This is a genomic window from Leptospira andrefontaineae (assembly GCF_004770105.1).
Classification (GTDB): Bacteria; Spirochaetota; Leptospiria; order Leptospirales; family Leptospiraceae; genus Leptospira_B; species Leptospira_B andrefontaineae.
The window spans coordinates 204,210-225,274 of record NZ_RQEY01000016.1; the positions used below are offsets into that span (position 1 = coordinate 204,210).

At 39.7% G+C, this 21,065-nt stretch carries 19 protein-coding genes; 6 read left to right on the forward strand and 13 right to left on the reverse strand.

Features of this window, described 5'->3' with window-relative positions:
- Positions 1–57: 57 nt before the first annotated feature.
- On the reverse strand, positions 58–810 hold the full coding sequence (locus tag EHO65_RS10970) for an acetoacetate decarboxylase family protein (RefSeq protein ID WP_135774249.1): 753 nt from the start codon (positions 808–810) through the stop codon (positions 58–60).
- Positions 811–969: 159 nt separating this feature from the next.
- On the opposite strand from EHO65_RS10970, the gene EHO65_RS10975 reads away from it, so the two are divergent.
- Together EHO65_RS10975 and EHO65_RS10980 are read left to right on the forward strand one after the other, a co-directional pair.
- On the forward strand, positions 970–1,587 hold the full coding sequence (locus EHO65_RS10975; protein ID WP_086448539.1) for a TetR/AcrR family transcriptional regulator: 618 nt from the start codon (positions 970–972) through the stop codon (positions 1,585–1,587).
- Positions 1,584–2,504, forward strand: a complete 921-nt coding sequence (locus EHO65_RS10980; RefSeq protein WP_135774251.1) for an alpha/beta fold hydrolase — start codon at positions 1,584–1,586, stop codon at positions 2,502–2,504. The genes EHO65_RS10975 and EHO65_RS10980 overlap by 4 nt, the downstream gene beginning before the upstream one ends.
- A gap of 11 nt (positions 2,505–2,515) precedes the next feature.
- On the opposite strand, the gene EHO65_RS10985 is transcribed toward EHO65_RS10980, so the two are convergent.
- From EHO65_RS10985 to EHO65_RS19920, 3 genes are all read right to left on the reverse strand, one after another.
- Positions 2,516–2,851: a rhodanese-like domain-containing protein gene (locus tag EHO65_RS10985; RefSeq protein WP_135774252.1), complete on the reverse strand. Its 336-nt coding sequence runs from the start codon at positions 2,849–2,851 to the stop codon at positions 2,516–2,518.
- A gap of 20 nt (positions 2,852–2,871) precedes the next feature.
- A complete protein-coding gene (locus EHO65_RS10990) occupies positions 2,872–4,812 on the reverse strand; it encodes an ABC-F family ATP-binding cassette domain-containing protein (protein ID WP_135774254.1) in 1,941 nt (646 codons plus the stop codon).
- 69 nt (positions 4,813–4,881) lie between these two features.
- Positions 4,882–5,046: a hypothetical protein gene (locus EHO65_RS19920; RefSeq protein WP_167482024.1), complete on the reverse strand. Its 165-nt coding sequence runs from the start codon at positions 5,044–5,046 to the stop codon at positions 4,882–4,884.
- A gap of 152 nt (positions 5,047–5,198) precedes the next feature.
- Between EHO65_RS19920 and EHO65_RS10995 the strand changes: the two genes are divergently transcribed.
- Positions 5,199–5,645 carry a DoxX family protein gene (locus tag EHO65_RS10995; RefSeq protein ID WP_135774256.1) on the forward strand — a complete coding sequence of 149 codons (447 nt, stop codon included), beginning with the start codon at positions 5,199–5,201 and terminating at the stop codon, positions 5,643–5,645.
- Between the two features lie 102 nt (positions 5,646–5,747).
- Here EHO65_RS10995 and EHO65_RS11000 read toward each other — a convergent pair whose 3' ends face one another.
- Together EHO65_RS11000 and EHO65_RS11005 are read right to left on the reverse strand one after the other, a co-directional pair.
- Positions 5,748–6,803: a FecR family protein gene (locus tag EHO65_RS11000; protein ID WP_135774258.1), complete on the reverse strand. Its 1,056-nt coding sequence runs from the start codon at positions 6,801–6,803 to the stop codon at positions 5,748–5,750.
- Positions 6,804–6,963: 160 nt separating this feature from the next.
- A complete protein-coding gene (locus tag EHO65_RS11005; RefSeq protein ID WP_412758384.1) occupies positions 6,964–7,518 on the reverse strand; it encodes an RNA polymerase sigma factor in 555 nt (184 codons plus the stop codon).
- 140 nt (positions 7,519–7,658) lie between these two features.
- On the opposite strand from EHO65_RS11005, the gene EHO65_RS11010 reads away from it, so the two are divergent.
- The gene (locus EHO65_RS11010) at positions 7,659–8,462 is read left to right on the forward strand and encodes an LA_0442/LA_0875 N-terminal domain-containing protein (RefSeq protein WP_135774260.1); all 804 of its coding nucleotides are present in this window, start codon (positions 7,659–7,661) and stop codon (positions 8,460–8,462) included.
- A gap of 5 nt (positions 8,463–8,467) precedes the next feature.
- On the opposite strand, the gene EHO65_RS11015 is transcribed toward EHO65_RS11010, so the two are convergent.
- The 4 genes from EHO65_RS11015 to EHO65_RS11030 all read right to left on the reverse strand — a co-directional run bounded on the left by EHO65_RS11015 (position 8,468) and on the right by EHO65_RS11030 (position 14,733).
- Positions 8,468–10,090, reverse strand: coding sequence for a hypothetical protein (locus EHO65_RS11015; RefSeq protein ID WP_135774262.1), 1,623 nt, complete (start codon positions 10,088–10,090; stop codon positions 8,468–8,470).
- 226 nt (positions 10,091–10,316) lie between these two features.
- A complete protein-coding gene (locus EHO65_RS11020) occupies positions 10,317–11,444 on the reverse strand; it encodes a DUF1554 domain-containing protein (RefSeq protein ID WP_135774264.1) in 1,128 nt (375 codons plus the stop codon).
- 86 nt (positions 11,445–11,530) lie between these two features.
- Positions 11,531–12,547 (reverse strand): hypothetical protein, encoded by a 1,017-nt coding sequence (locus EHO65_RS11025; RefSeq protein ID WP_135774266.1) that lies wholly within the window; start codon positions 12,545–12,547, stop codon positions 11,531–11,533.
- A gap of 161 nt (positions 12,548–12,708) precedes the next feature.
- Entirely contained in the window at positions 12,709–14,733 is a 2,025-nt protein-coding gene (locus EHO65_RS11030; RefSeq protein ID WP_135774268.1) for a hypothetical protein, read from the reverse strand.
- Between the two features lie 244 nt (positions 14,734–14,977).
- Between EHO65_RS11030 and gpmI the strand changes: the two genes are divergently transcribed.
- Entirely contained in the window at positions 14,978–16,618 is a 1,641-nt protein-coding gene (gene gpmI / locus EHO65_RS11035; protein WP_135774270.1) for a 2,3-bisphosphoglycerate-independent phosphoglycerate mutase, read from the forward strand.
- A 2-nt stretch (positions 16,619–16,620) separates the two neighbouring features.
- On the opposite strand, the gene EHO65_RS11040 is transcribed toward gpmI, so the two are convergent.
- Positions 16,621–18,162: an Lcl domain-containing protein gene (locus EHO65_RS11040; protein WP_135774272.1), complete on the reverse strand. Its 1,542-nt coding sequence runs from the start codon at positions 18,160–18,162 to the stop codon at positions 16,621–16,623.
- Positions 18,163–18,305: 143 nt separating this feature from the next.
- Positions 18,306–19,022, reverse strand: coding sequence for a TetR/AcrR family transcriptional regulator (locus tag EHO65_RS11045; protein WP_244243505.1), 717 nt, complete (start codon positions 19,020–19,022; stop codon positions 18,306–18,308).
- A gap of 481 nt (positions 19,023–19,503) precedes the next feature.
- On the opposite strand from EHO65_RS11045, the gene EHO65_RS20045 reads away from it, so the two are divergent.
- Positions 19,504–20,037 carry a hypothetical protein gene (locus EHO65_RS20045; protein WP_244243506.1) on the forward strand — a complete coding sequence of 178 codons (534 nt, stop codon included), beginning with the start codon at positions 19,504–19,506 and terminating at the stop codon, positions 20,035–20,037.
- Between the two features lie 32 nt (positions 20,038–20,069).
- Here the strand turns inward: EHO65_RS20045 and EHO65_RS20050 are convergent, their stop codons facing one another.
- Positions 20,070–20,543, reverse strand: coding sequence for a hypothetical protein (locus EHO65_RS20050; protein WP_244243507.1), 474 nt, complete (start codon positions 20,541–20,543; stop codon positions 20,070–20,072).
- Positions 20,544–21,065 lie beyond the last annotated feature (522 nt).

A 21,065-nucleotide genomic window follows, 5' to 3' on the forward strand; every position in this document is an offset into this window, starting at 1 on the left:
AGCAGGGCTCCTTGCGGATTTTTATATAAGGTATTTTATTAAATTTTAATATTCAGCTTATTCTACGTTTTCCGCAACAGGGAAGGTGAGATGAAAAGGAGAGGCTCCTATTCCTGTTTTCAATCCTCCACCTTTGATAAAGTCTGGAAAGATAGTTTCATCGGACCAAACGGATTCTATTCTTGCGAATTTTCCCTTACCTGTGCCTATAAATGCCGTACTTAGTTTGGATCCATCTTCTGCTTTTTGCAAAAGAACATAAGGAAGAATAGAAGTGCTTACTGGAAAATTAAAACCTAATGTACGAATCTTAATTTTGAAAAAAGTTTTTCCATCTCTGGAAACTTCTATCTTAGTTACTGAACCTTCTTTTTTCCAAATGAAGTCTGCTCTTTCTTTTGGGATGGCCCAATTGCGAATTCCTTCGTCTACGGAAGTTTGGCTAGATACAAAAATACGAGTGATCCTTTTATAATTTGTATCTTTATGCTCAAAATTTCCCGGAATATATAAAAGTTCATAATAAGGTCCAACATCTGATCTTTCGTAATTCACTAACATCAAGGAACCAAGCCCTCCTTTGAAGGACTTACGATCTTCTTCATCTAAAAATGCCATTTCAGAATTGTAGGACTTCCTACCGAAAAGCGGGAATAGGAATCCTTCTCCTGTTAATGACCAAGGAGCCGGAAAATGTCTCTTAGGGGACCCTGTTTTGCTCTTAGTGTTTGTGGCTTTTTTAGGGGAATGTTGTGTGGTTTTTGAGGCTTTGGTCTTTGGTTTAACCTTGGAAGAGGCGGTTGCTTTCATTCTAGGGGTCCGTTTCTATCTTTTTTGTATCCTATACTAGGAAAATCCCCAAATTTGAAAAGGAAACTCTTGAACATCCTGCCTATTTTTGGGATAACTGGACAATGGGGACGATATTCGAGCCGTTCTCGGCTTTCGATCGTCCTGAAGGCAAAAATTATGACTGCAGTAGCTGCTCCGCGTCCTAGAAGGCGCACTAGAAATAGTTTAAATAAAGAATCCATCGTCCAGGCGGCATTGGATATACTGAACGAAGAGGGAATTGATGGGCTTTCCATGAGAAGGATCGCCGAGAAGTTGGATTGCAGCGTTGCAAGTCCTTATTCTCACTTCAAAAGCCAACAAGATATCATCAAAATTATCATTTCCCAGGGAGAAGCTCAGTTAACCGAAACTCTTAGAGCTTCCAGACTGAACGGAAAAAATGCTTACGAAAAATTAACCCTGATCGCAAGGGCTTATTATGATTTTTCCGGGAATAACCAAGAACTACATAAGGTAATGTTTAACACGGTTCATGGGCATATGCACAGGAAAGCGTTCCCTAAACTTCCAACCAGTTATAGAGTATTTTTGGAAACTATCCGAGCGGGCGTTAGATCGGGAGAATTCAAAATTAAAGAAGAAGATTATCCTTCTCTCGCAAGAACAATGTATTCCTGGATGTACGGGATCATCGTTTTAGATATGACTGGAATGCTCAAAAAAAGAGGGATCGGCGATCCTCTTGACGAAGGTTTTCTATTTTTCCGTAAAATTCTTTTAGATAAAGAATGAGAAAGAAATACCTACTCGCCTTAGCGGTAATTGTACTGATCGTACTTACCGCATTACCATTCGTACGCTCTAGAGAAAAAATCGAATTAAACGAATCGGTCCGTTCCGGAGTCTCGGGTCAATTTGCTGAACTTCCTTTAGGTTGGACTCACTTCGAATTGTCCGGACCTGAAAAAGGAAATCTTGTAGTTTTAGTTCATGGATTTTCTACTCCCTATTTTATCTGGGATTCTGTTCAAAAATCTTTGACGGATGCGGGTTTCCGAGTTTTACGTTTCGATCTTTATGGTAGAGGATATTCCGACAGACCTGATACGGTTTACAATCTGGATCTGTTTAATACTCAGATCTCTGATCTATTAAATTTTCTGCATATATCCGATTCTTTCGATATAATGGGACTTTCTATGGGCGGTCCTATAGTCGCTCATTACGTTTCCAAACATCCTGATAGGATTAAAAAAGTGGTTTTGGTAGATCCGTTTACTTCCAAAACGAATACATTTCCTCTGACTATTCCTTTGATCGGAGAGTATTTAAATTCTGCTGTTTACATACCGTCTTTGCCCAAGGGGATCTCTGCTGATTTTGTAGATCCTTCTAAGGTTCCAAACGGTTGGGTAGAGAAGTATGAGACCCAACTTAGTTTTAAGGGTTTTGGAAGAGCGATCCTATCTACGATCCGGAATATTATTTCTTTCGATCCTAAGCCTGAATTTGAAAAGTTAGCCTTAACTAAAAAACAAGTACTGATTTTTTGGGGAGATCAGGATCATACTACTCCTTTGGAAAAAGGCGAGTATGTGAAGGGGCTTTTGGGAGCTGAGTTTATTTTGGTGAAGGATGCCGGGCATCTACCTCATATAGAAAAGCCGGATATAGTTCTTCCGGCTATCTCTAAGTTTTTATCCAAGTAGATGATAAATTTTTAATATTTAGCTAGAGTTGGATCCACTTCGTCGGAATACAAAAGGATCCCGCCTTCTAAATTAAATACTTTGGAAAATCCTGTGGATTTTAAAACTCCGCAGGCATTTGCTGATCTTGCTCCGGAGCGGCAATATACAATAATTTCTTTTCCGGAAGATTTCCAAGAATCCAATTCTCCAATACGAGCAGGCAATTCGGCAACAGGGATCAAAAGATCCGTTCCATCGATAGTGCTTATTTCTTGTTCGTTCGGGTTACGTACATCCAGAAGATAAAAATCGTCGCTTCCTGATTTTCTGGCATCTAATCTGTTTTTTAATTCTTTTGGATTCATTCGGTCTCCTTATGGATCATCTAAACTACGGAAGTAAGTTCTTCCATTTCGATTTGCAGTTTTTCCCAGGTTTCAGTCAACTTAGAGATCTCTTTTTTGGTCTCGTTATAAGTGTCTAGTTCCATTTGGTAACTGCGCTTTTTATAAAACTCAGGGTCTGCGAGAAGTTCCTCAGAGTTGGATTTATTCTTTTCTAATAGAGCGATCTTAGCTTCGATTTGTTCTATTTCTTTTTGTATTTTTTTAACCCGATTTTTATCAGCGTTCTTTTGAGATCTGCTCTTGTTTTCACTGCCTGCATTTTCGGAAGGAGCTTTTACAGTAAAGCCGCCTTCTGCTTCCAATTCTTCAGGAGGGAATTTTAGATAATCTGAGAAGCTGGTGTTCAGATCTTTTACTTTTCCATTCGAAACGGAAACGGTTCTGGTGCATAGATCCTTTAGAAAATCGGGATCGTGAGAGATAACTAAAACTGCTCCAGGATATTCTTGGAGTGCACGTTTCAAATTATCCCTTACTACTAAGTCCAAGTGGTTGGTAGGCTCGTCCAAAAATAGAGTATTAGAGGAGAATCTAACTAATAAAGCTAATCTCAATCTGCTTTGTTCTCCTCCGGAGAGAAGTCCTACTTTTTTGAAAACTCTATCATCGCTAAAAGAAAAATAGCCCAATAGTTTTCTTGCCTCCACATCCGGAAGGTCCGGATAAACGGAAAGAATGGTTTCCAAAAGATTTTTTTCAGGATCCAGGTGCTCGTGGTGGTTTTGTGAGAAGTAGCCGATTTTTGTTTTAGGTCCGAAAGTAACGGAACCTTCGGACAATTTATGAATTCCTAATATGTTTCGTAAGAAAGTGGATTTACCAGCACCGTTCGGGCCTATGATCGCGATCTTGTCCCCATTAGAAACATGAAGTTCCGCGTTTGAGAAAATATTCTTCCCTGTTTTTTCATAAGCAAAGGAAGCATTCTCAATTCTAAAGGAAAGATTTCCGCAAGGAGTATAATTGAACCTGTATTCTGTTTTAGAATTCCAGAAAGAATCTTCAGGTTCGTCTACCTTATCCCTTTTTTCCAATTTTTTAATAACACTTTGGACTTGTTTCGCTTTCGTCGCCTTGGAACGGAAACGTTCTATCCACTCGGTTCTTTTCTTTAAGTAGGCTTCTTCTTTTTTGAATTGAAGTCTAAGCTTATCTAAAAGTTCATTTTTATGTTCGAAATAATCTTCTAAGGTTCCTTTAAATTCCAGAACACCCGAAGGATTTAATTCTGCGATCGTATCAGTAGTTGCGTTCAAAAACTCAGGGTCGTGAGTTACTAGGACGAAAGAACGATTTGTATCTACTAGATATTCCGCAAGCCATGCCTTAGAAGCGTGATCCAAGTGGTTGGTAGGTTCATCCAGAAGAAGAAGATTCCCTGGATTCAAAATTGCAATTGCAAGCCCAAGTCTATGTTGGTAACCGGGAGAAAATTCTTTTACCTTCTTCTCCATTTGATCATTAGAAAAACCTAAACCACCAATAATCTTTTTTGCCTGAGCTTCTAACTCGTGAACTCCATAGGTAAATGCATATTCTTCTAATTGGCTTTGTTCTTCTAATAAAGTAGTAAACTCAGGAGAATCATGATCCGTGCGATCCATTCTTGCATGAATGTCCTCTGCACGTTTTATATATTCATTATAATGCTTATGTTTAGAAAGTGCGGTATCGATTACCCTTGCTTCAAAATTGAAATCAGGGATCTGTTGGAATAAAGAGATCTCCGTATGTTTGGAGCGGCTAACTAATCCTTCTTCAGGATTTAGTTCTCCAACTGCCATTTTGAATAGAGTGGATTTGCCAGAACCATTCGGCCCGACTAAGGCGATCTTGGAGCCTGGTTTGATATGCCAGGAGAAGTTTTCGAAAAGTGTGGAGCTACCGAACCGGTGCTTGATATCGATGAATTGTAGCATGGTTCCCGGGAATCTTGAGGTCCCTCCGCACGAGTCCGCGGAGGGTTTTGTGGGTTTTGAAAGTAGTGCTTACTTCTTATTTGCGAGTTCTTCTTTTCTCGCTTTAAGATGTTGTACGTACTTGCTCGTTTCCCCGTTCATCTTCTCGACTGCGTCTTTCAGAGCTTGATCAAGCTCCCCGGCGCTCATCTTGTTGATTTTTTTGTTCTTCTTTTCGGTTGTCTCTTCAGACATAGGTACCTTCCGATGCGTTCGTATTACCAAAATTTACGGAAATACCCCTTTCGACAACCTATTTTGATCCCTAAGCCAGCTCCCGGTTCCGGAGCCGATAAATTAGAATGGAAATATGTCCTGATTTGGGTTCTATAGGATGCAGATTCGGCATGTTATATAATTTATTTCAAACAAAAGAAGGTTTAGGACCAGTATTCCTAAGATTAGGACTTGCGATTTGTATCTTCCCACATGGAGCCCAAAAGGCATTGGGTTGGTTCGAAGGTTCCGGGTTTTACGTAGCTATGGATTATTTTACAGAGACCTTAGGTGCTCCTTATGTCCTAGGAGTCATGGTTATCGGTTTCGAATTCATTGGAACAATCTGTTTTGTATTCGGATTTTTGACCAGGTTCTGGGCCTTGGGACTTGCGATCACTTTAACAGTCGCCGGTTTTACACATAGAGAGTTCGGTTTCTTTATGAATTGGTTCGGAGACAAAGGTGGAGAAGGTTTCGAATACCATATTCTCGCGGTGTCAGCGGCAGTTTCTCTTTTGTTCAGAGGAGCAGGTTCTTTTTCTTTTGATAAGAAGTTAGGAGAATGGTCCGTTTAGGAAGTTGCTTCACAAAGGTAACTCACACTACAGCCTAACGTAGGCATAAAAAAACCCGGGAAATCCCGGGTCTTCACTTTAGGAGTCATCTTTTAATTTTTCTTAATAGATGATCTTTTCAACCGAGTTCTCATCCAGGATATAAGATCCTTTTAGGGTTTGAACGATCAGCTTTCCTTTCTTTTGAGAAACCACAACACCTCTTAGCTCACGGCCGTCTTTCATTATGATATGTTCGATACTCTTATCATAAAGTTCTTCCAGCTCTTGCTCGGTCTTAGCAGTTTTTAAGTTTTGAGTGGTCGCTAAAACTTCTTTGTCCAGGCCGCTCAAGTTCTTGCGCATGTCGCCATATTCAGGAGCTTCCGCTTTAGCACGTTTTGTATCTTCAATCACTATGACTTTTTCGTTTGTGACTATGATCAATCCGCCGGTGATTAAAGCTTTTTCAGTTTTATCATGGATCAAAGGAGTTACTTCGACTGCACCTTCGACTACGAAAACAGAAGATTCTTTATCAGAAGCATTCACTTCGAATGAAGTTCCTCGGACCGCAGCCACCACAGTAGGAGTATCTACGAAGTAATTTGCGTTTTTCTTTTCCTTCTCGACTAGGTTCAGGATTTTACCTGACATAAGGGAAATCCTGATTTGAGAAGAATCAGTTTGTCTTAAACTTTTGAGAACTAACTCAGAGTTTTCTTTTAAACGGATCACACTGGAATCGGTTAGACCGATATCGATCGATCCACCTTTGCCTGTTACGATCTTATCGCCTTCGCTAAGTATATCACCTAAATGTAATGCTACAGGAGCTTCTTTTACATTCTTTGCTTCGCCTTTAACGAATACGACTGCCGCTTTAAGCAGTGTGCCTTCAGCTACGGGTGCGGCTTCTTTTTTGAAAATAGTGAAATAAGTTCCGGCTCCAATTCCTACGAATAAGATTGCTGCCGCAGCTAAGAACCATACTTTATTTTTGGAGCCGCTCAGTTGAACTACATTGTCCTTAGTAGGAGATTGCATGATATTTGCCTCCACAGAGAAACGAGGAGACATGCCGATCCATTTTGGATCGAAATCCGGTGCCTTAGAATCCGGTAGAGACTTTTTGAGGAGCTCTGCGAATGTTTGGAATTCAGGGGTCATTCTTTCCATCCTCTTAACCGTATCCTTAGTTCCGGGCCTTTTGACATTGTCCTGCCCGCTCAGTTGGATCAACAAACTGAAGGTTGGTACCTTGCTCATTTTTTTGAGTAGGGATGGCTTTTTTGACGAAATGAATCAATTGTTCGAAATACATATTTTGGCGAAAATCCTAAGATTTTAAAAAAGAAGAAGGTTGAATGCCTCTCTTCTTTCCTTCTTGTAAAAGCTGCTTTTCGGCTCTTTCCAGAAGCCTGGAGACTCCGGATACGGATAAATCCAATACGGAGGCTATCTCTTCCAATTTGCAGCCTTGGGAATAACGCAACTCTATAGCTGTCTTTTGTTCTTCCGGTAAGGTGCTTAATAATTCGCTTACGATCTTTCCTAGATTTTGGGCTTCCATCTCATCCAAGACCTGACTTTCAGGGCCCTGGCCTTTGGAGCCGAATAAAGAAGAAGTTTCCTCGCCAACGAGCGCAACGTTCTTTTGATAATAGGACTTTCCGTGATTGATCATTAGATTCCTGGAGATCCTAAATAAGATCATCCTGGAAACCTGCTCATCCGGTAACTCCTTGCCGGAATAATGTTTAAAGAAGTTCAAAAAGGTGTCTTGTAATAGATCCAAGGCAGTGGATTCATCTTGGACAGAACGCCGGATAAATGAAAACAAGTGATCCTTATTTTTATTGTATAGTTTTTCGAAAAACAAGGTTTCAGACACGGTAAAAATAGAAATTTATTTCTATTGGTCTTTTTTCAAGTAAATTCGGTTTTTTCTTGTAGAAAGCAATCCGTTTTAAAACGGTTATAGCCAGACAATTATTGTGTCCGTAACCTTAAACCAAAGGGATTTAAGATAACATGCCTTATCGTTGGCTTTTTACAATTTGTTTCCTAATAGTTTCCCACTCCCTTTTTGGCTCTAGCCTAACCTTAAAAAACGGAAAGGTGATCCAAGGGAAAGTGGTAAACCAAACCCGTACGGAAGTTCAGATCGAAGTGGATGGAAAGGTTCTAACCATTCCAAAAACGGAAATTGCCGAATTAAACTTAAAAGATACCCCTAAACAGGAAGTGAAAAAGGATCCTGTTAAGCCGAAAGAAGAACCTAAAAAAACCGAGGAAGAAGTAGCGGTCCAAAGATGGTACCAAAAGCCTCGCTGGGATTATTCAATTAGATCAGCAGTTGTTCCAGGCTGGGGGATTTGGAAGGCAGATAAAAAATACAGGGCTTCTGCGGCCTTTGTAGCAGTTTTAGGGGCAACTTACCTTGCGGTTAAAGCTCAGAATGACTTTGGTGATGCTAAAAAGGCTTATGAGGAGAACGCAAGAAATTATTTCGCATTTGCATTGCAGGATCCTGTCCTTTCCTTACCTGCAAATACTACCCAACGTTTACTTGGAGCCTTCTTGATAAACAAGGGCGCATTTAATCATTACCAAGGTTTGGCGGAAGAATCTAATAACTTTCAATACTTGTTCGGGATAGCATATGGATTGCAGCTCTTCTATTCCTATTATTTAGGAGTGAAGGCAGAGCAAGGGATTGCAGAAGGTCCCAGCTCCGGTCTTAGGTTCAGCTTTGCTCCTTCTTATCAGCCGATGACTGTTGGAGGCAACGGTTTGGGTTGGAATGGGGAACTCAAGTACGAGATCCGCTACTAATCCGATTATTTGATTACGGTTATAGGAGATTCAATGCCATTTCCATCATTCGGATAAATGGTAGAGGTTCCTCCTATATTACCGCCAAAATCCGGATCAAATAGATAGATCGCGTCACTAGATTCATCTCCTACACTGATAAAGCAAGCTGTAGTTCTACATGCGAGAGAAGAACCCATTGTCCTACTTGTTCCCAGTTCAGTTACAGAATAATCTGTAGGAGTTCCTACAGCGCCGGAAGAGATCGTAACTGGAAGATTGGAAACCTCGTTATAAATCCCCATATCTGCGCAGAATAGATCATAAGAGACTAACAAATTGGTACTATTTGCGATCGTTGCAGAAGGGACCATGTATTGGTCCCCGCTACTATTAACTGGATCGCAACCGTAAGGATTTGTTTCCGTTCTCATGGTTGCAGGAGTGGTTTGGAAGTTCTTAGAACTTTTTAAAGTAGAATCATTTACGTTTCCGGATCCGTCAGTCCCCGTTTGGCTATAGAATAGCCAAATATTGGAACCCTGTGTAAGTAAAGAAGGGTAATCCAATGCCAGAGAATCCGTTCCACTTGTGGCAGTATAAGTTTTTACGGAAGTAGCAGCCCCAGTCGAGAAACTATAAGCGAGTAATGAATTTACTCCTCCGCTTGTTCTTTGGCGAAAGGCTGTATAATACGTACTACCGCTCAAAGTTACATCTGCACTAGTATAAGTATTACTAGTAGAAGATGCAATAGTCGTCGGAGTTCCAATAAGAGCACCGGTAGAGGAATTAATCCTTTGGTATTTTGCAGCTCTTGTAGAAGCTGCCTCTGTCCAGACTATCGCAAATTCTCCACTTGGACTATAAGCTGCGGAAACTTTTCCAATTGTTACTCCCGCTCCGGTGTATATCGTAAACGTAGATCCTACCGCAGTGAGGCTTATATTATAAAACTGCCCTTTGATAGTCGTGTCAGCAGATTTCCAAATAAGCAAATAATTAGTTCCGTTCCAAACCAATTCAGGATCAACGGAGCCAGGCGATCCTCCAACTGTAACCGAAAGATTTTTAGTTACTATATAAGGAGAAGCAGAATGATTCACCCCAAACAATTTTAAAACTGGAGTACCGGAGCTTGTTTTCCATCCGGCAGCGATCGCTAATTGCCTTTCACAAACAATAGTAGCAGTCCCGGTAGTACCTGCTGTACCACTTGCATTTGCGGAAATACTACAAGACTGCCCTTGTGTATAAGAATCTAATGAGATCGAATAAGAATCTCCGCTGGTAAGTTCTGTGGAGAAGGAATAAGAACCATCAGCAGTCAATGCTAGAGGCTGGGTTGTGCTATCCGTTGAATCAGTTAAAGTAAGGCTTAAATCATTGGCAGTGACATTTACATAACCACTCAAAGAAACATTTATGGGGGAAGTAGCAGCAGAAGAGGTTCCGCCAGCCCCAAGATTACCGAATATACCAAAGTCACCATCTGAAAGAAGGGCGCCAATTGCGGAGGAACTGGCATCTATGCTAACCGGTTTGGCGTTATTACAGCCCTGTACCAATAAGAACGAGAATAGAAAACATCCGTGAACTAATAGGTAAAATCCATTTATAACCTTGCTTGAATTCAGGAATCTTTTCATTTGTATTCTCCTCTTCGAAGAAGGGAAAATTCGGTTAGTTTTCCCCATAACAATGGTAACAACCAGCTTTAAGCTCTTTGATCTTTTTTTTCCTGGGAATAATTTTTTTACTAAAACGTATAGGGAGTAATATATAAATCGCAGGTTTGTTCGAAAATAAAGGGCCCCTCAAAGAGAGACCTCTATGGATTCTGTCAGATTGGCTCTATTCGTTTAATAGAAAAGGCTATTGGCCGACGCAAACAATATTACGTCTTTGAGAGCATAGAGTTGGGATTACCACGGCCGGATCCGTGTTAGTCATTTCTGCAATAGAGTTTCCATTTACTGCTGAAAGTACTCCCTGGGTTCCAGTTGCTGTGGAAGAATACCAAGATGAATAAGGTGCTCCCGATGGGGCCAAGCCTGCACATTGAGTTACAGTAGGGGTATCAGTTGTCCAATCCATGGAGCTAAATCCTGTCCATATTCTGCCAGAAGTTCCGAGAGAATTTGTCCATTCTTGCGCATTTGCAAATCCGATGGTAGTACCGGAACTGAAAGAGTAAGCTAACTTCTTACCACTCTGGCTATAATATTTCCTGAAGGAGCTAAATACCCAATCGGTAGAAGGGTTTCTGAGATTAGAGCTCGGACTATAACTTACTGCAAGCATAGCCTTATAACCTACATCTTTATTTGCACTATCAGGAACATTGGAGTTACAAATATCATCCGCAACTTCTAGCGGGCCTGCAAACGTTGAATTATCGATTCCTTTTTTAGCGAAGTTCCCTGGATAACCTGTTCCACCATTTGAGGCTATAAAAATACATTTATCTGCATCCTTTACCTTAACTATAAATGACTGAGAGAGTCCAGAGGATACTTCGATAGCAGTAAGATAATAATAGTTATTTAAGCAGTTTTCATCTTCTAGGGAATTGATCTGGAATCCGCTTTTATAATCAAAGTTGGCATTTTGAGGATCGGGTCCGAAATCCACAGTAAGGTAATTCTGATAACCTCCCTGGTCCGGATTATAATCCGTTACAAAGGTGATATTATCATTTTTATAAAATTTGAATTGGATAGTGCTCCCGTCAGAAGGAGGATTCTTGATTGCGAACATAATATCTGCCGCATCGTTTTCATCTACACTAAGAGTAGTTTCTCCCTCGTTCAAAAGCGGTTCTATCGGATTGTTAACGGAGCTAAACAAACTTAGGAGGATAGAAGGGTCTATAGTGATCGCGCCAGCCAGGCTGGGTTTACTTCCGTCCAGAGCGGTGGATTCAGCATTATTACACTTGGAAATCCATAAAGTAAGACATAATAGAATGAAGGCTGTCCGTCCTAATTTAGATCCTTTCATATTCTCACCCGCCCGGTCTCAGAGGAAAATACCCCTTAATGTAAGAAAACAGTCAGGCAGGAAAAAAATTGAACGATTTTTTTAGTTTAATCCGGGGAATAAACGCAAATAAACGGAAGCGCCAAAGGAGAATCACAGCTCTCCAAGGTCATATAGGCAGCATCACCAGTCACTACGCTTGAGGTCCCTAAGTTTCCGCTGGAGGAACCGTCTGAATTTGTCCAACTTTCAGAGCCATTAAGGCAGGTATTACCATCCATTCTGCCCCAACCTGAATGCATTCCTGTCCAATATTGCCCCGAATCGATCAAAGGATTATCAAAGTCGGAACTTGGGGGCCAGGTTCCGCTAATAGAAAAAACTTTTACCCAAGTTCCATTCCCTTGTTTGCGAACGTATCTTTTATTGGCTCGGAAGAAGGAAGTAGAAGACAATGATTCTCCGGGGTTTCTATCTCCGTAGGTAGTGGAAAGAGCTCCAACCATCGCTTTATAATCAGAAGAATTTCTTGGAAGACCTTTGCTGCTTGCTAAGTTTCTGCAATGATTGTCCATTGTGCCTAGTCCGCCTAACTGAGCAAGGCTTCTGGCAGAAGATTCGAAAATACAATAATCTCCGTCCTTTACAGTTACATTATATACGAAAGTATCTCCTGTAGAATCTTTCGTAATCCTGAAACTGAATCTGCTCCCTGCATTATCCAAACAGTTGTCATCATCTGCTTCTAAAGAAAAACCTATGGACTGAGTGCTTGTATTTGCTGGAAGAGTGAATGTATTGTAACCGATGAAATGAGGTTCATACACTGTAGTATAACTTTCTACTGTCATACTAAAGTTTTCATCCACACTACTTGTTTGGGAAAAATTTAGATCTATGAAAGTATCTCCGGCGTCATACATAGCTTGAGAAGAAAGCTGCGGAAGACTCCCGGGAATTGTTTCGGCTCCAATAATATTCGGTATAACAACATTCAAAAGAACGCCGGCAGCACTGCTGCTGCCGTCCAAATTGATCGGATTTGCCTGATTGCAAAAAGAGAATAAGGAGAATAACGATACGATCGGGATAAGTCTGAAAAAGATCTTTGGATTCGAATTCATAGTTCCGGGTCGGGTGATTTTCTTTTTAGAGATCACAAACCAATTTGCGAGTTTTTGCTCACTTTTTTTCGGAAAAGTAGATTTTCCAGGGGAAATTTATGTGAATTTCAGGATTTGGAATTTATAGAGCGAACAGAGTTTGTTAGGAAAGAATTTATCCCTTAAGGTTTATCCACTTTTCTTAATTTATCAATTTCCTTACGGAAAGATTCGTATGGATCGTCCGATTCGGATTTTCCTTTAGGAGAACCTGCCTTATCCGATGAAGATTTATGAGAAGCAAACCATTCATCTATATGTTTAATCACTTTTGAGATCCTGTTTCGGGTATCCTCTTCTTCTGCTGTTCTGACTTTATTTTGCAGGACTTCCATTCTTTCGGATAGAATTCTATGTAGTTCTCTGGCTTTGTTTCTGAAGGATTCGTTTGCAGGATAACAAAGAATCTGGTCCATTCTTTCCTTTCCTTTTTCCCAAGAGATAAAAACGAAATTTTCCCGATCTAGGATTTGATAATATTGATCCGCAGGGAATTCTGCAATTTCTCCTTGGATCTCAGATGCAGTAGGTGGAACCCTGCGTTTAAAATAAAATTCATCCATAGCGGAAGAAATCTTGGACTTCTGTTCCGCAGAACGGATCTTTTCTTCTTCTTTTATCTTTTCTTGGATCTTTGCCTGTTCTTCTTTTTTAGAAGTTTCGTGGTTTCGGACCTTGAGATGGTTCTGCTGTCCTTTTATCTTTTCTTTTGCTTGGGCAAAGAACACATCTTGGAATATTCTTCCGATCCCTAAAAGATCCAGAATAGCATAATACCAAGGGAAATAATCTAAATAACCTTTTCTTAATACTTTTCCGTAAGCCTTAACTAGGTCAGGTTCTCTGAATATCGATTTGATTTGAGGTTCGTTAGACTCCACAAGTTGCCTGATACAGAGGATTTTCCAAGTTTCTACATTTGTGGCCGCGCCTAAGCTTAGAATTATTTGTCTTACACTATTTGCATTTTTGTGAAAGAATGCATGGATAGTAGTTGTTTTGGTTTCCCAAGTAGAATAACCGATCTCCAAATCATCTATCAGCATTCTTTTTAATTCTTCAGGATAAGATTTGAATTCTTTATCAGGAACTAATAAAACCTTTCTTTCCCAAGAACCGGATTCAGAGAGAAGATTCTTTTTGATATCGTGAAATCTATTTCGATCCCTTTCTGCGGATTGTTTATGTAGTTCTTTTTCTGCAAGTTCGGCAAGGCTTCGAACTAAAACCACACTTAACATCCCGGGAGTTCCCGGACTTGGAGTTCCAGACAAGGCTCTTGCAAATGCCTCGGCTCTTTCGGTTTTGAATTTTGTGGTCTCCGGATTGGAAGTATTAGAATAATATAATTTTTCTTCCATGGCGATTTTTTGGAATTCATCCATAAGAACATGGCGTAATTGTTTTGTTCCTTTGGATTGGATAAAATCATCCACATAATCCATGATCTGAACTGCTTCTTTGGAATTTTTAATCCCGAATAATCCATAACCTGGAACGTCTATGACTCTTCCTTTTTTGTGAAGGTCGTCTTCTAATTCGAATAAGAAATCCTTAACATACTCGGGGTTTGCGGGAATTCGAAAATTTTCATTATGAAATGCTTGTCTTAAATATAAAAACAATTGAGGGAAGGGCGCTTCTTTCCTGGCTCCCCATTCAAGATCCGATTCTAAATTTTCCCAAAGAAGAGTTTTACTAGTTTCCGGTTTTCGATCTAGATAACTTAAGAGAGATGAAACGGAATAATCCAGAAGTTCCAGATAGATCCTACTCAAATCCAAGGATTCCGTTTCCGGAAAAGTAGCATAACAAGGAAGTGCTTCGGGTTGTTTTTCGGCACTATCACTGATCAAATAAGCAAGTTGAGATACTGTGCCGTCTTCCAGTAGGCGTTTTAAATGAAGGTCGATATCTTTAGGCCCTAATTCTCCGACTTCTGGAACTTTATGATGAGGTTCGAATAATTGTCTCTTCTTTACGTTCTTGAAAGATGTCGCCGCCTGGATCGCTTTGTAGACAGAGTGAGTTATCTTGTCGTTCATGTAGTAACTCACTACTTCGTTTAACTTCTTAACTTTTAAGAAGTTAGGAACGGCTACGTTGCCTGTATGCGGATCTAAGGGTTTGGGGCCTTTTGCGTTCATCTTTGTCTATAAATAATTAAATATTAAAAATTTAGCATATAGTTGTAGGGGTATTATTCGCTTAAAGATACGAGTATCCCTAAAGATATTCAAAACCATCATATAATGCATTCTAAACGCTTCCACCGAAAAACCTAAATCCTCCTTCTTTTTCTATAAAACCTGTATAAACCGAAGGGCTTATGCCGAAGTCCCTATGTGAATCCTCTTGACGAAGCATGGGGAAGGGCTTTCCTGGAATAGAATGCAACTGAAGAAAAAGACTCCCTTCTCTCCCAAAAAGCTATTATTCGTAATTTTAGATGGGGTAGGTTATACTCCTAAAGGACCCGAATTCGGGAACGCAATTGCAGGTGCCAATCTTCCTTTTCTCAACAAACTTTGGAAAGAATCTCCCACCATTCTTTTGAACGCGCATGGCACCGCTGTCGGCATGCCTTCCGATGAGGACATGGGAAACTCTGAAGTAGGTCATAATGTCTTGGGCTGCGGGCGCATTTTCGATCAGGGTGCTAAGCTAGTCAATAACTCTATCGCCGAAGGACTGTTATTCGAGGGAAAAGCTTGGAAGGAAATTATAGAAAATACAAAGACTAAAAATTCCACTCTTCATTTCATTGGTTTGTTCTCCGACGGAAATGTCCATGCACATATTGATCATACAAAATCTTTAATACAAGCTGCGTTAGAGGAGAAGGTCCCAAGGATCAGATTACACATTCTTCTAGACGGACGAGACGTGCCTGAAAAGTCTGCTCTAGATTATTTGATTCCTTTCGAAGAATGGCTGACCTCGCTTAGATCCAAAGGTGCAGATATAAAAATTGCATCCGGAGGAGGAAGAATGACAATCACCATGGACCGTTACGAAGCAGATTGGTCTATGGTAGATAGAGGCTGGAAGATCCATGTCCATGGAGAAGGTAGAACTTTCCCGGATGCAAAAACCGCGATTGAAACTTTTAGAAAAGAAGATCCTGCCGTAATCGATCAATATCTTCCTAGTTTTGTGGTAGAAGAATCGGGAAAACCGGTCGGAAAAATCCTGACCGGAGACTCGGTAGTATTCACTAATTTCAGAGGAGATAGAGCAATTGAGATCTCCCAAGCATTCACTCAGAAAAATTTCGACAAATTCGATAGAGGAAATTTTCCGGAAGTATGTTACGCAGGAATGATGCAATACGACGGGGATTTACAATTACCTGAACGTTTTTTAGTAAGTCCACCTGCGATTGATCGCACATTGGGCGAATATATGGCAAAGTCCGGGATTAACCAGTATGCGTTATCCGAAACACAAAAATACGGACACGTAACATTCTTCTGGAACGGAAATCGCTCCGGCAAATTCGATTCCAAAAGTGAAGAATATAAGGAAATTCCTTCCGATGTAATTCCATTCGACCAAACTCCTGAAATGAAAGCGCAAGCGATCACTGCGGAGCTTGAAAAAGTTTTAGGAGAGAATCATTCAGACTTCTATAGGATCAATTTTCCGAATGGAGATATGGTAGGCCATACTGGAAATTACCAGGCAACCGTAAAGGCGATGGAATTTTTGGACGGGTGTATGGGCCGCCTAGCCGAAGCATGCAGAAAAAATAATGTAGTTTTATTGGTAAGTGCGGACCATGGAAACGCGGATGAGATGTATCAACTGGATAAAAAAGGAAATGTGGAGAAGGATAAAGAAGGTAAACCTGTTCCTAAAACTTCTCATACCTTGAATCCTGTTCCGTTCAGCGTTTTGGACCCTGAGAACAAGATCAAATTAAGAACAGATCTACAAAATCCTGGGCTTGCGAATGTTGCAGCCACGATCTTAGATATTATGGGATATGAAACTCCGGAAGGATATTATCCTAGTTTAATGGCAAAATAAGATCAGTCGCTTACGCAGTGTAGCGCATAACTTAGGCTTTTATCGAACTGATTTATGATCCCGTACATGAATACTACGGTTCTTGCAAATTGATCCATTGGAGAGCCTGTAATACCTCTAGAAGCTGTCCAAGTAGCAGGAGATACAGGATTCGGGAATGCAGTAGTGTTTATGTATGGATCGGCACCTCCTTCCACCAAAGAGTATAATTCTTCTGCTCTGGGAAGTCTCCAGTTTTCTCGATCTGCATATCCTATCCCAGGACCATGAATATAATTTAAGTAGGCGCAACCGTCTAACGCGCTTGCCCAAGAAGTATTTGTTGCAGAGCCGGAAGCACAGCCAGGACCCATTCTTCCTTCCCAGCAAGTTTTCCATACTAAACCTGTAGAAGTATCCGTAGTGGTAATATCTCCAGTATAAGTCCCGTGTGCAGTTGGCCCGGAATAAATTTGGGCTCCTGTTACTGTGGCTCCGGTTGTAGTAGTAAAGGAGGCTTGTTGTGAGACCCCGTTTCCTGCTAAGTCTTGCAAAGAACTAGAGGGAATGGTCCAACGGATTTGCGAATCTTCCGGGAAATAAGTCCAACTGATCGTAATGACTAAAGTTTGGGAATCCTGCCAATCGAATATAGTATTGCTATTAGGAATAGTTACCCAAGAAGTCCCATCATAAATTTCTGTAGTCATGGACATTGTAAGAGAAGTGTCCATCGGTTCTGCGAAATTTAAACTGATCGATCCTGGAGAAAGAGCTACTCCGGTAGCACCGTTGCTCGGATTAGTAGCAGAGATAGTTGGAGTCACTGTGTCCACTGCGATATCCGCACTATCAACTGAAGATACATTCCCTGCTTTATCTCTTGCAACATACTTGAAGGTAGTATTAGAATTTGCTGGAACATTGATAGGAGTGGAATACTGAGTTCCTACATTTATCGTTCCGGTCGCTCCATCAATATCCGGAGTAGAAGTGTCAGTAACATAAGAGATCTTATCGCAGCCTGCTCCTCCAGTATCCGAACAAGTAATGGAAACATTTTGAGAAGAATTATAGGCCCCGCCATTTGGAGTCGTGCTTACAGTAGGATAAGTATCGTCCCGAACGATCCTAAAAATTCCTGATCCGGTTGCATTTTCTACCGGGTCAGTAACACAAACTCTAACATAACTTGCACCAAACGGCAGAACGCTTGCATTGATTGTGGCTAAATTGTCTGTATTTGCGATCGCAGTTCCTGTAATTAAACTTGCCCCGCTTGTACAAGAATCGACATCTATCCGGACATCATAAGGTCCGTCAGTATCTGATCTCCAAGTAAGATCAGAAGAAACTATTGCCCCTGCATTATTGCTTACAAATTTTGAGGTAAGGCTTCCGCTAATCGTAGGCCCAGGGAGACAAACATCTAATTCTCCCAAAATACAACGCACAAAAGTGGTTTCCCACCAAGCGTCAGAAAATGGTATAGCAGGGTTATGCACTTCTATTGGTTTGCATAACATTCCTAATCCGATTAAAAATACTAGAAAGCGAGCCCGCATATTGCTATCTTAACAGAGGTTTAATTACAAAGGACGATTTTATCCTTAGATCTATTTCTGCCCCAGTAAATAAGTTTTTAACACTTACTATCTATCTTATTCGGGATAAACCTCCGACAAAAAAATTCATTCCATCTCGGATTTCAGGCTTTTTTTGTCTGTTTTTCTTTCCTTTTAGAGTTTGGAGAGCGGACCTTAGAAAACCCGTCCCATAACATTTCTGCAGATTGTTCCAAAAGGGAAGGATCTATGTTATTTTCGTGAATCCGGTGATACCGCAGAATCCCAGTAAAAGAACCCAAAATAAGAGAAGGATAGAGTAACCTTAGATTTTTATCATTCTGAGCAGGCGCAAAGTATTCAGAAATTTTTTGTTTTAAGGTTAGTGCTTCTTTTGTGCTTTCTTCATCCAGTATATAAGAAGATAGATTTCTTTCTATCATGATCAACTGGTCGAACTTGCCTTGGGAAAATAATCCTAGCCCTTTCCAAAAATCAAAGAATTGTTCTTTCGGAGATAAATTTTTAGAAATGGATCTTTCTAAGAATTCTGAAAATTCTTGGACGGAGATCCTAAATGCCTCGTTGAACAAATGATCTTTGTTCCGGAAGTGGCGATACATTGTGCCCACTCCCACTTTTGCATGAGCGGAAATTTCAGGGATCCTTGTTTCGAAAAATCCTCTCTCTGCAAATAACTTAAGAGCGGAACGTATGATCCTTTCTTTGGATTCATCTTGTTTTTTGTTTAATCTTTCTTCGTGAGGCTCCTTATCTGTTTCGTATACGGGATCCTGATCGGGTGTGAGCTCTGGATCCGTGGAAATATCTTGGGTTTCTATTAGGGAACTATTTTCCATTAGGTTAACCATTTCAAATTTTCCTAAACTGCTTATTTTTCTTTTAAAAGTTTTTTAAGTTCAGCGTTTAGATTTTTTTGGAATCAGAGATGCGAAAAACTATTAGGAAATTTGAATACTCAAAACAATAATAGGAAATATACAATTTTCCCATTATTTGTTTTCAGCACCGAATTAAAAAAATGCCGGTTTTATATTTTTAAAAAATAATTAACTAATTCAATTTTGCAGGTTGAATTATTTAGAACAAGGATTGTAATAGTCCGAGGATCTATTACATTAGTTTTCCGGCACCGGCATTCTAAACCTATAGTAACAAATCAAAAAATAGTTAACTAAACTGGAATTTGGCAACAGTAGTGAAAAATATTGATAAGATTTGCTCGCACCATCAGGTTTCATCCGGTTTAATAAATGATACAAAATATACGTAATCAAGTAAAAAAAAGTACAAAAAGTACTTTTTATATAAGGTTCAAAAATGACGAAAATTAAGGACCCTGAATCATTAAAACCCTCCCGGGCCTTAGGATCTGAAGGTAAGCGGCTGTTACATGCAGTACAGCAGTATGGAATTCAAGAAGCTGTCGAAAAAATAAATATTACTCAGCATACATTTCAGAGATGGGCAAGAAATGACGAGAAAATAGAGGAATTAGTTTTAAATGAGGTCTTGATTCAGCTAGGAATATCAAAAATTTACGTTAAAACTGGTAAAGGGATCTGGCAGGCTAACGCCGAAGAACAGTTATCAATTTTTGGTGACCTAGTTACTGACCTTGTTAAGTCGCAAAAAGTTAAAGAAGACGTTCAAATGAAAAGGGTTATTGACTTAGCCCTAAAATTGGAGTTAGCTGATAAAGAACTGATTATCAATTTCTGTCATAAGTTATTGCAAGAAAAGAAAAATAAGGACTTACGATCGGCAATTTCATTGATTATGAATTTACCTCGTTCTTCTTATGAACTAGCATATAAACAATTGTTGAGCTTAGAAAAAAAAGTATACGATTAGTTAAAAATAAAACTATTCAGTGTGGATCTTAATTAAAAAAATAATTTTGTTATCTTCTTTGATGCTTCCGCTAAATATTCAGATGGCGAAACCTTGCCTAATAAGAGACGCTGAATGCCGGACATATGAATATGTTTGAGTTCCTCCGCTTTTAATTTTTCGTATCGATCGCAGATTTCTTTATATCCGATTGGATCGATTTTGTTTAATAGATATCGATTAATCGTGATAACAATCGATGAAACTCTAGGGCTTCTAAGATCTTTTCCAAAGTCCTCTATATCTACGTTAAATAATCTATATTTTGTAACAGGTATCCAGCTAAACCATAGGAAAAAGATCAATCCAAAGGCCAAAATGGAATTATGGATCAATTCTTCTGAGGAGCTGAATAAAAGAAATCCAATGGAGAATAAACAGGAAAATAGAATGCCTGTAAAAAGATAGATAGAATGAAGTTTTTCGAAATAACTTCCTTGGAACATATTATAAACGATCCTACCCATCCCCCACGCAAGTGCTGCATAAATATAAAAGATCGAGAGATTATAAATTAGACTTCCATGAAAATAAAAAGAAGGTCCATTGAGCAAGAAGGGAGTCCCTATCCCTAATATAAAAAGTATTGAAAATAGGATAATCGCACTAACATGGGCTATTGAGAAAAAGCGTGGAACCGGTGTTAAGTTATTTGGATTAGAATAGTTTCGAATAATATAGTTTACTAGATAGGGAATGAAAAGGGGAGGGATCGGTATTAGCCTCACTATTGCTAGTTTAATTTCAAGATTTAGTCCAGATTCTAGGAAAAATAATAATATCGACCATAATGCCATTAAAGAAGCAATCGAAGTGAAGGCCAAAGAGAGCTTTCGTCTATCTGATTTAATATAAAAAAATATTGCTGAGCAAAGAAGAGCTATAGAGGGTGCAAGGGACAAATGATTTCTCCTAACTATCTATTCTTTTTGATTCAACCATTGAAATTGATCCAGAATTGGCAAGGATTCTAATAAATTTTATTCATT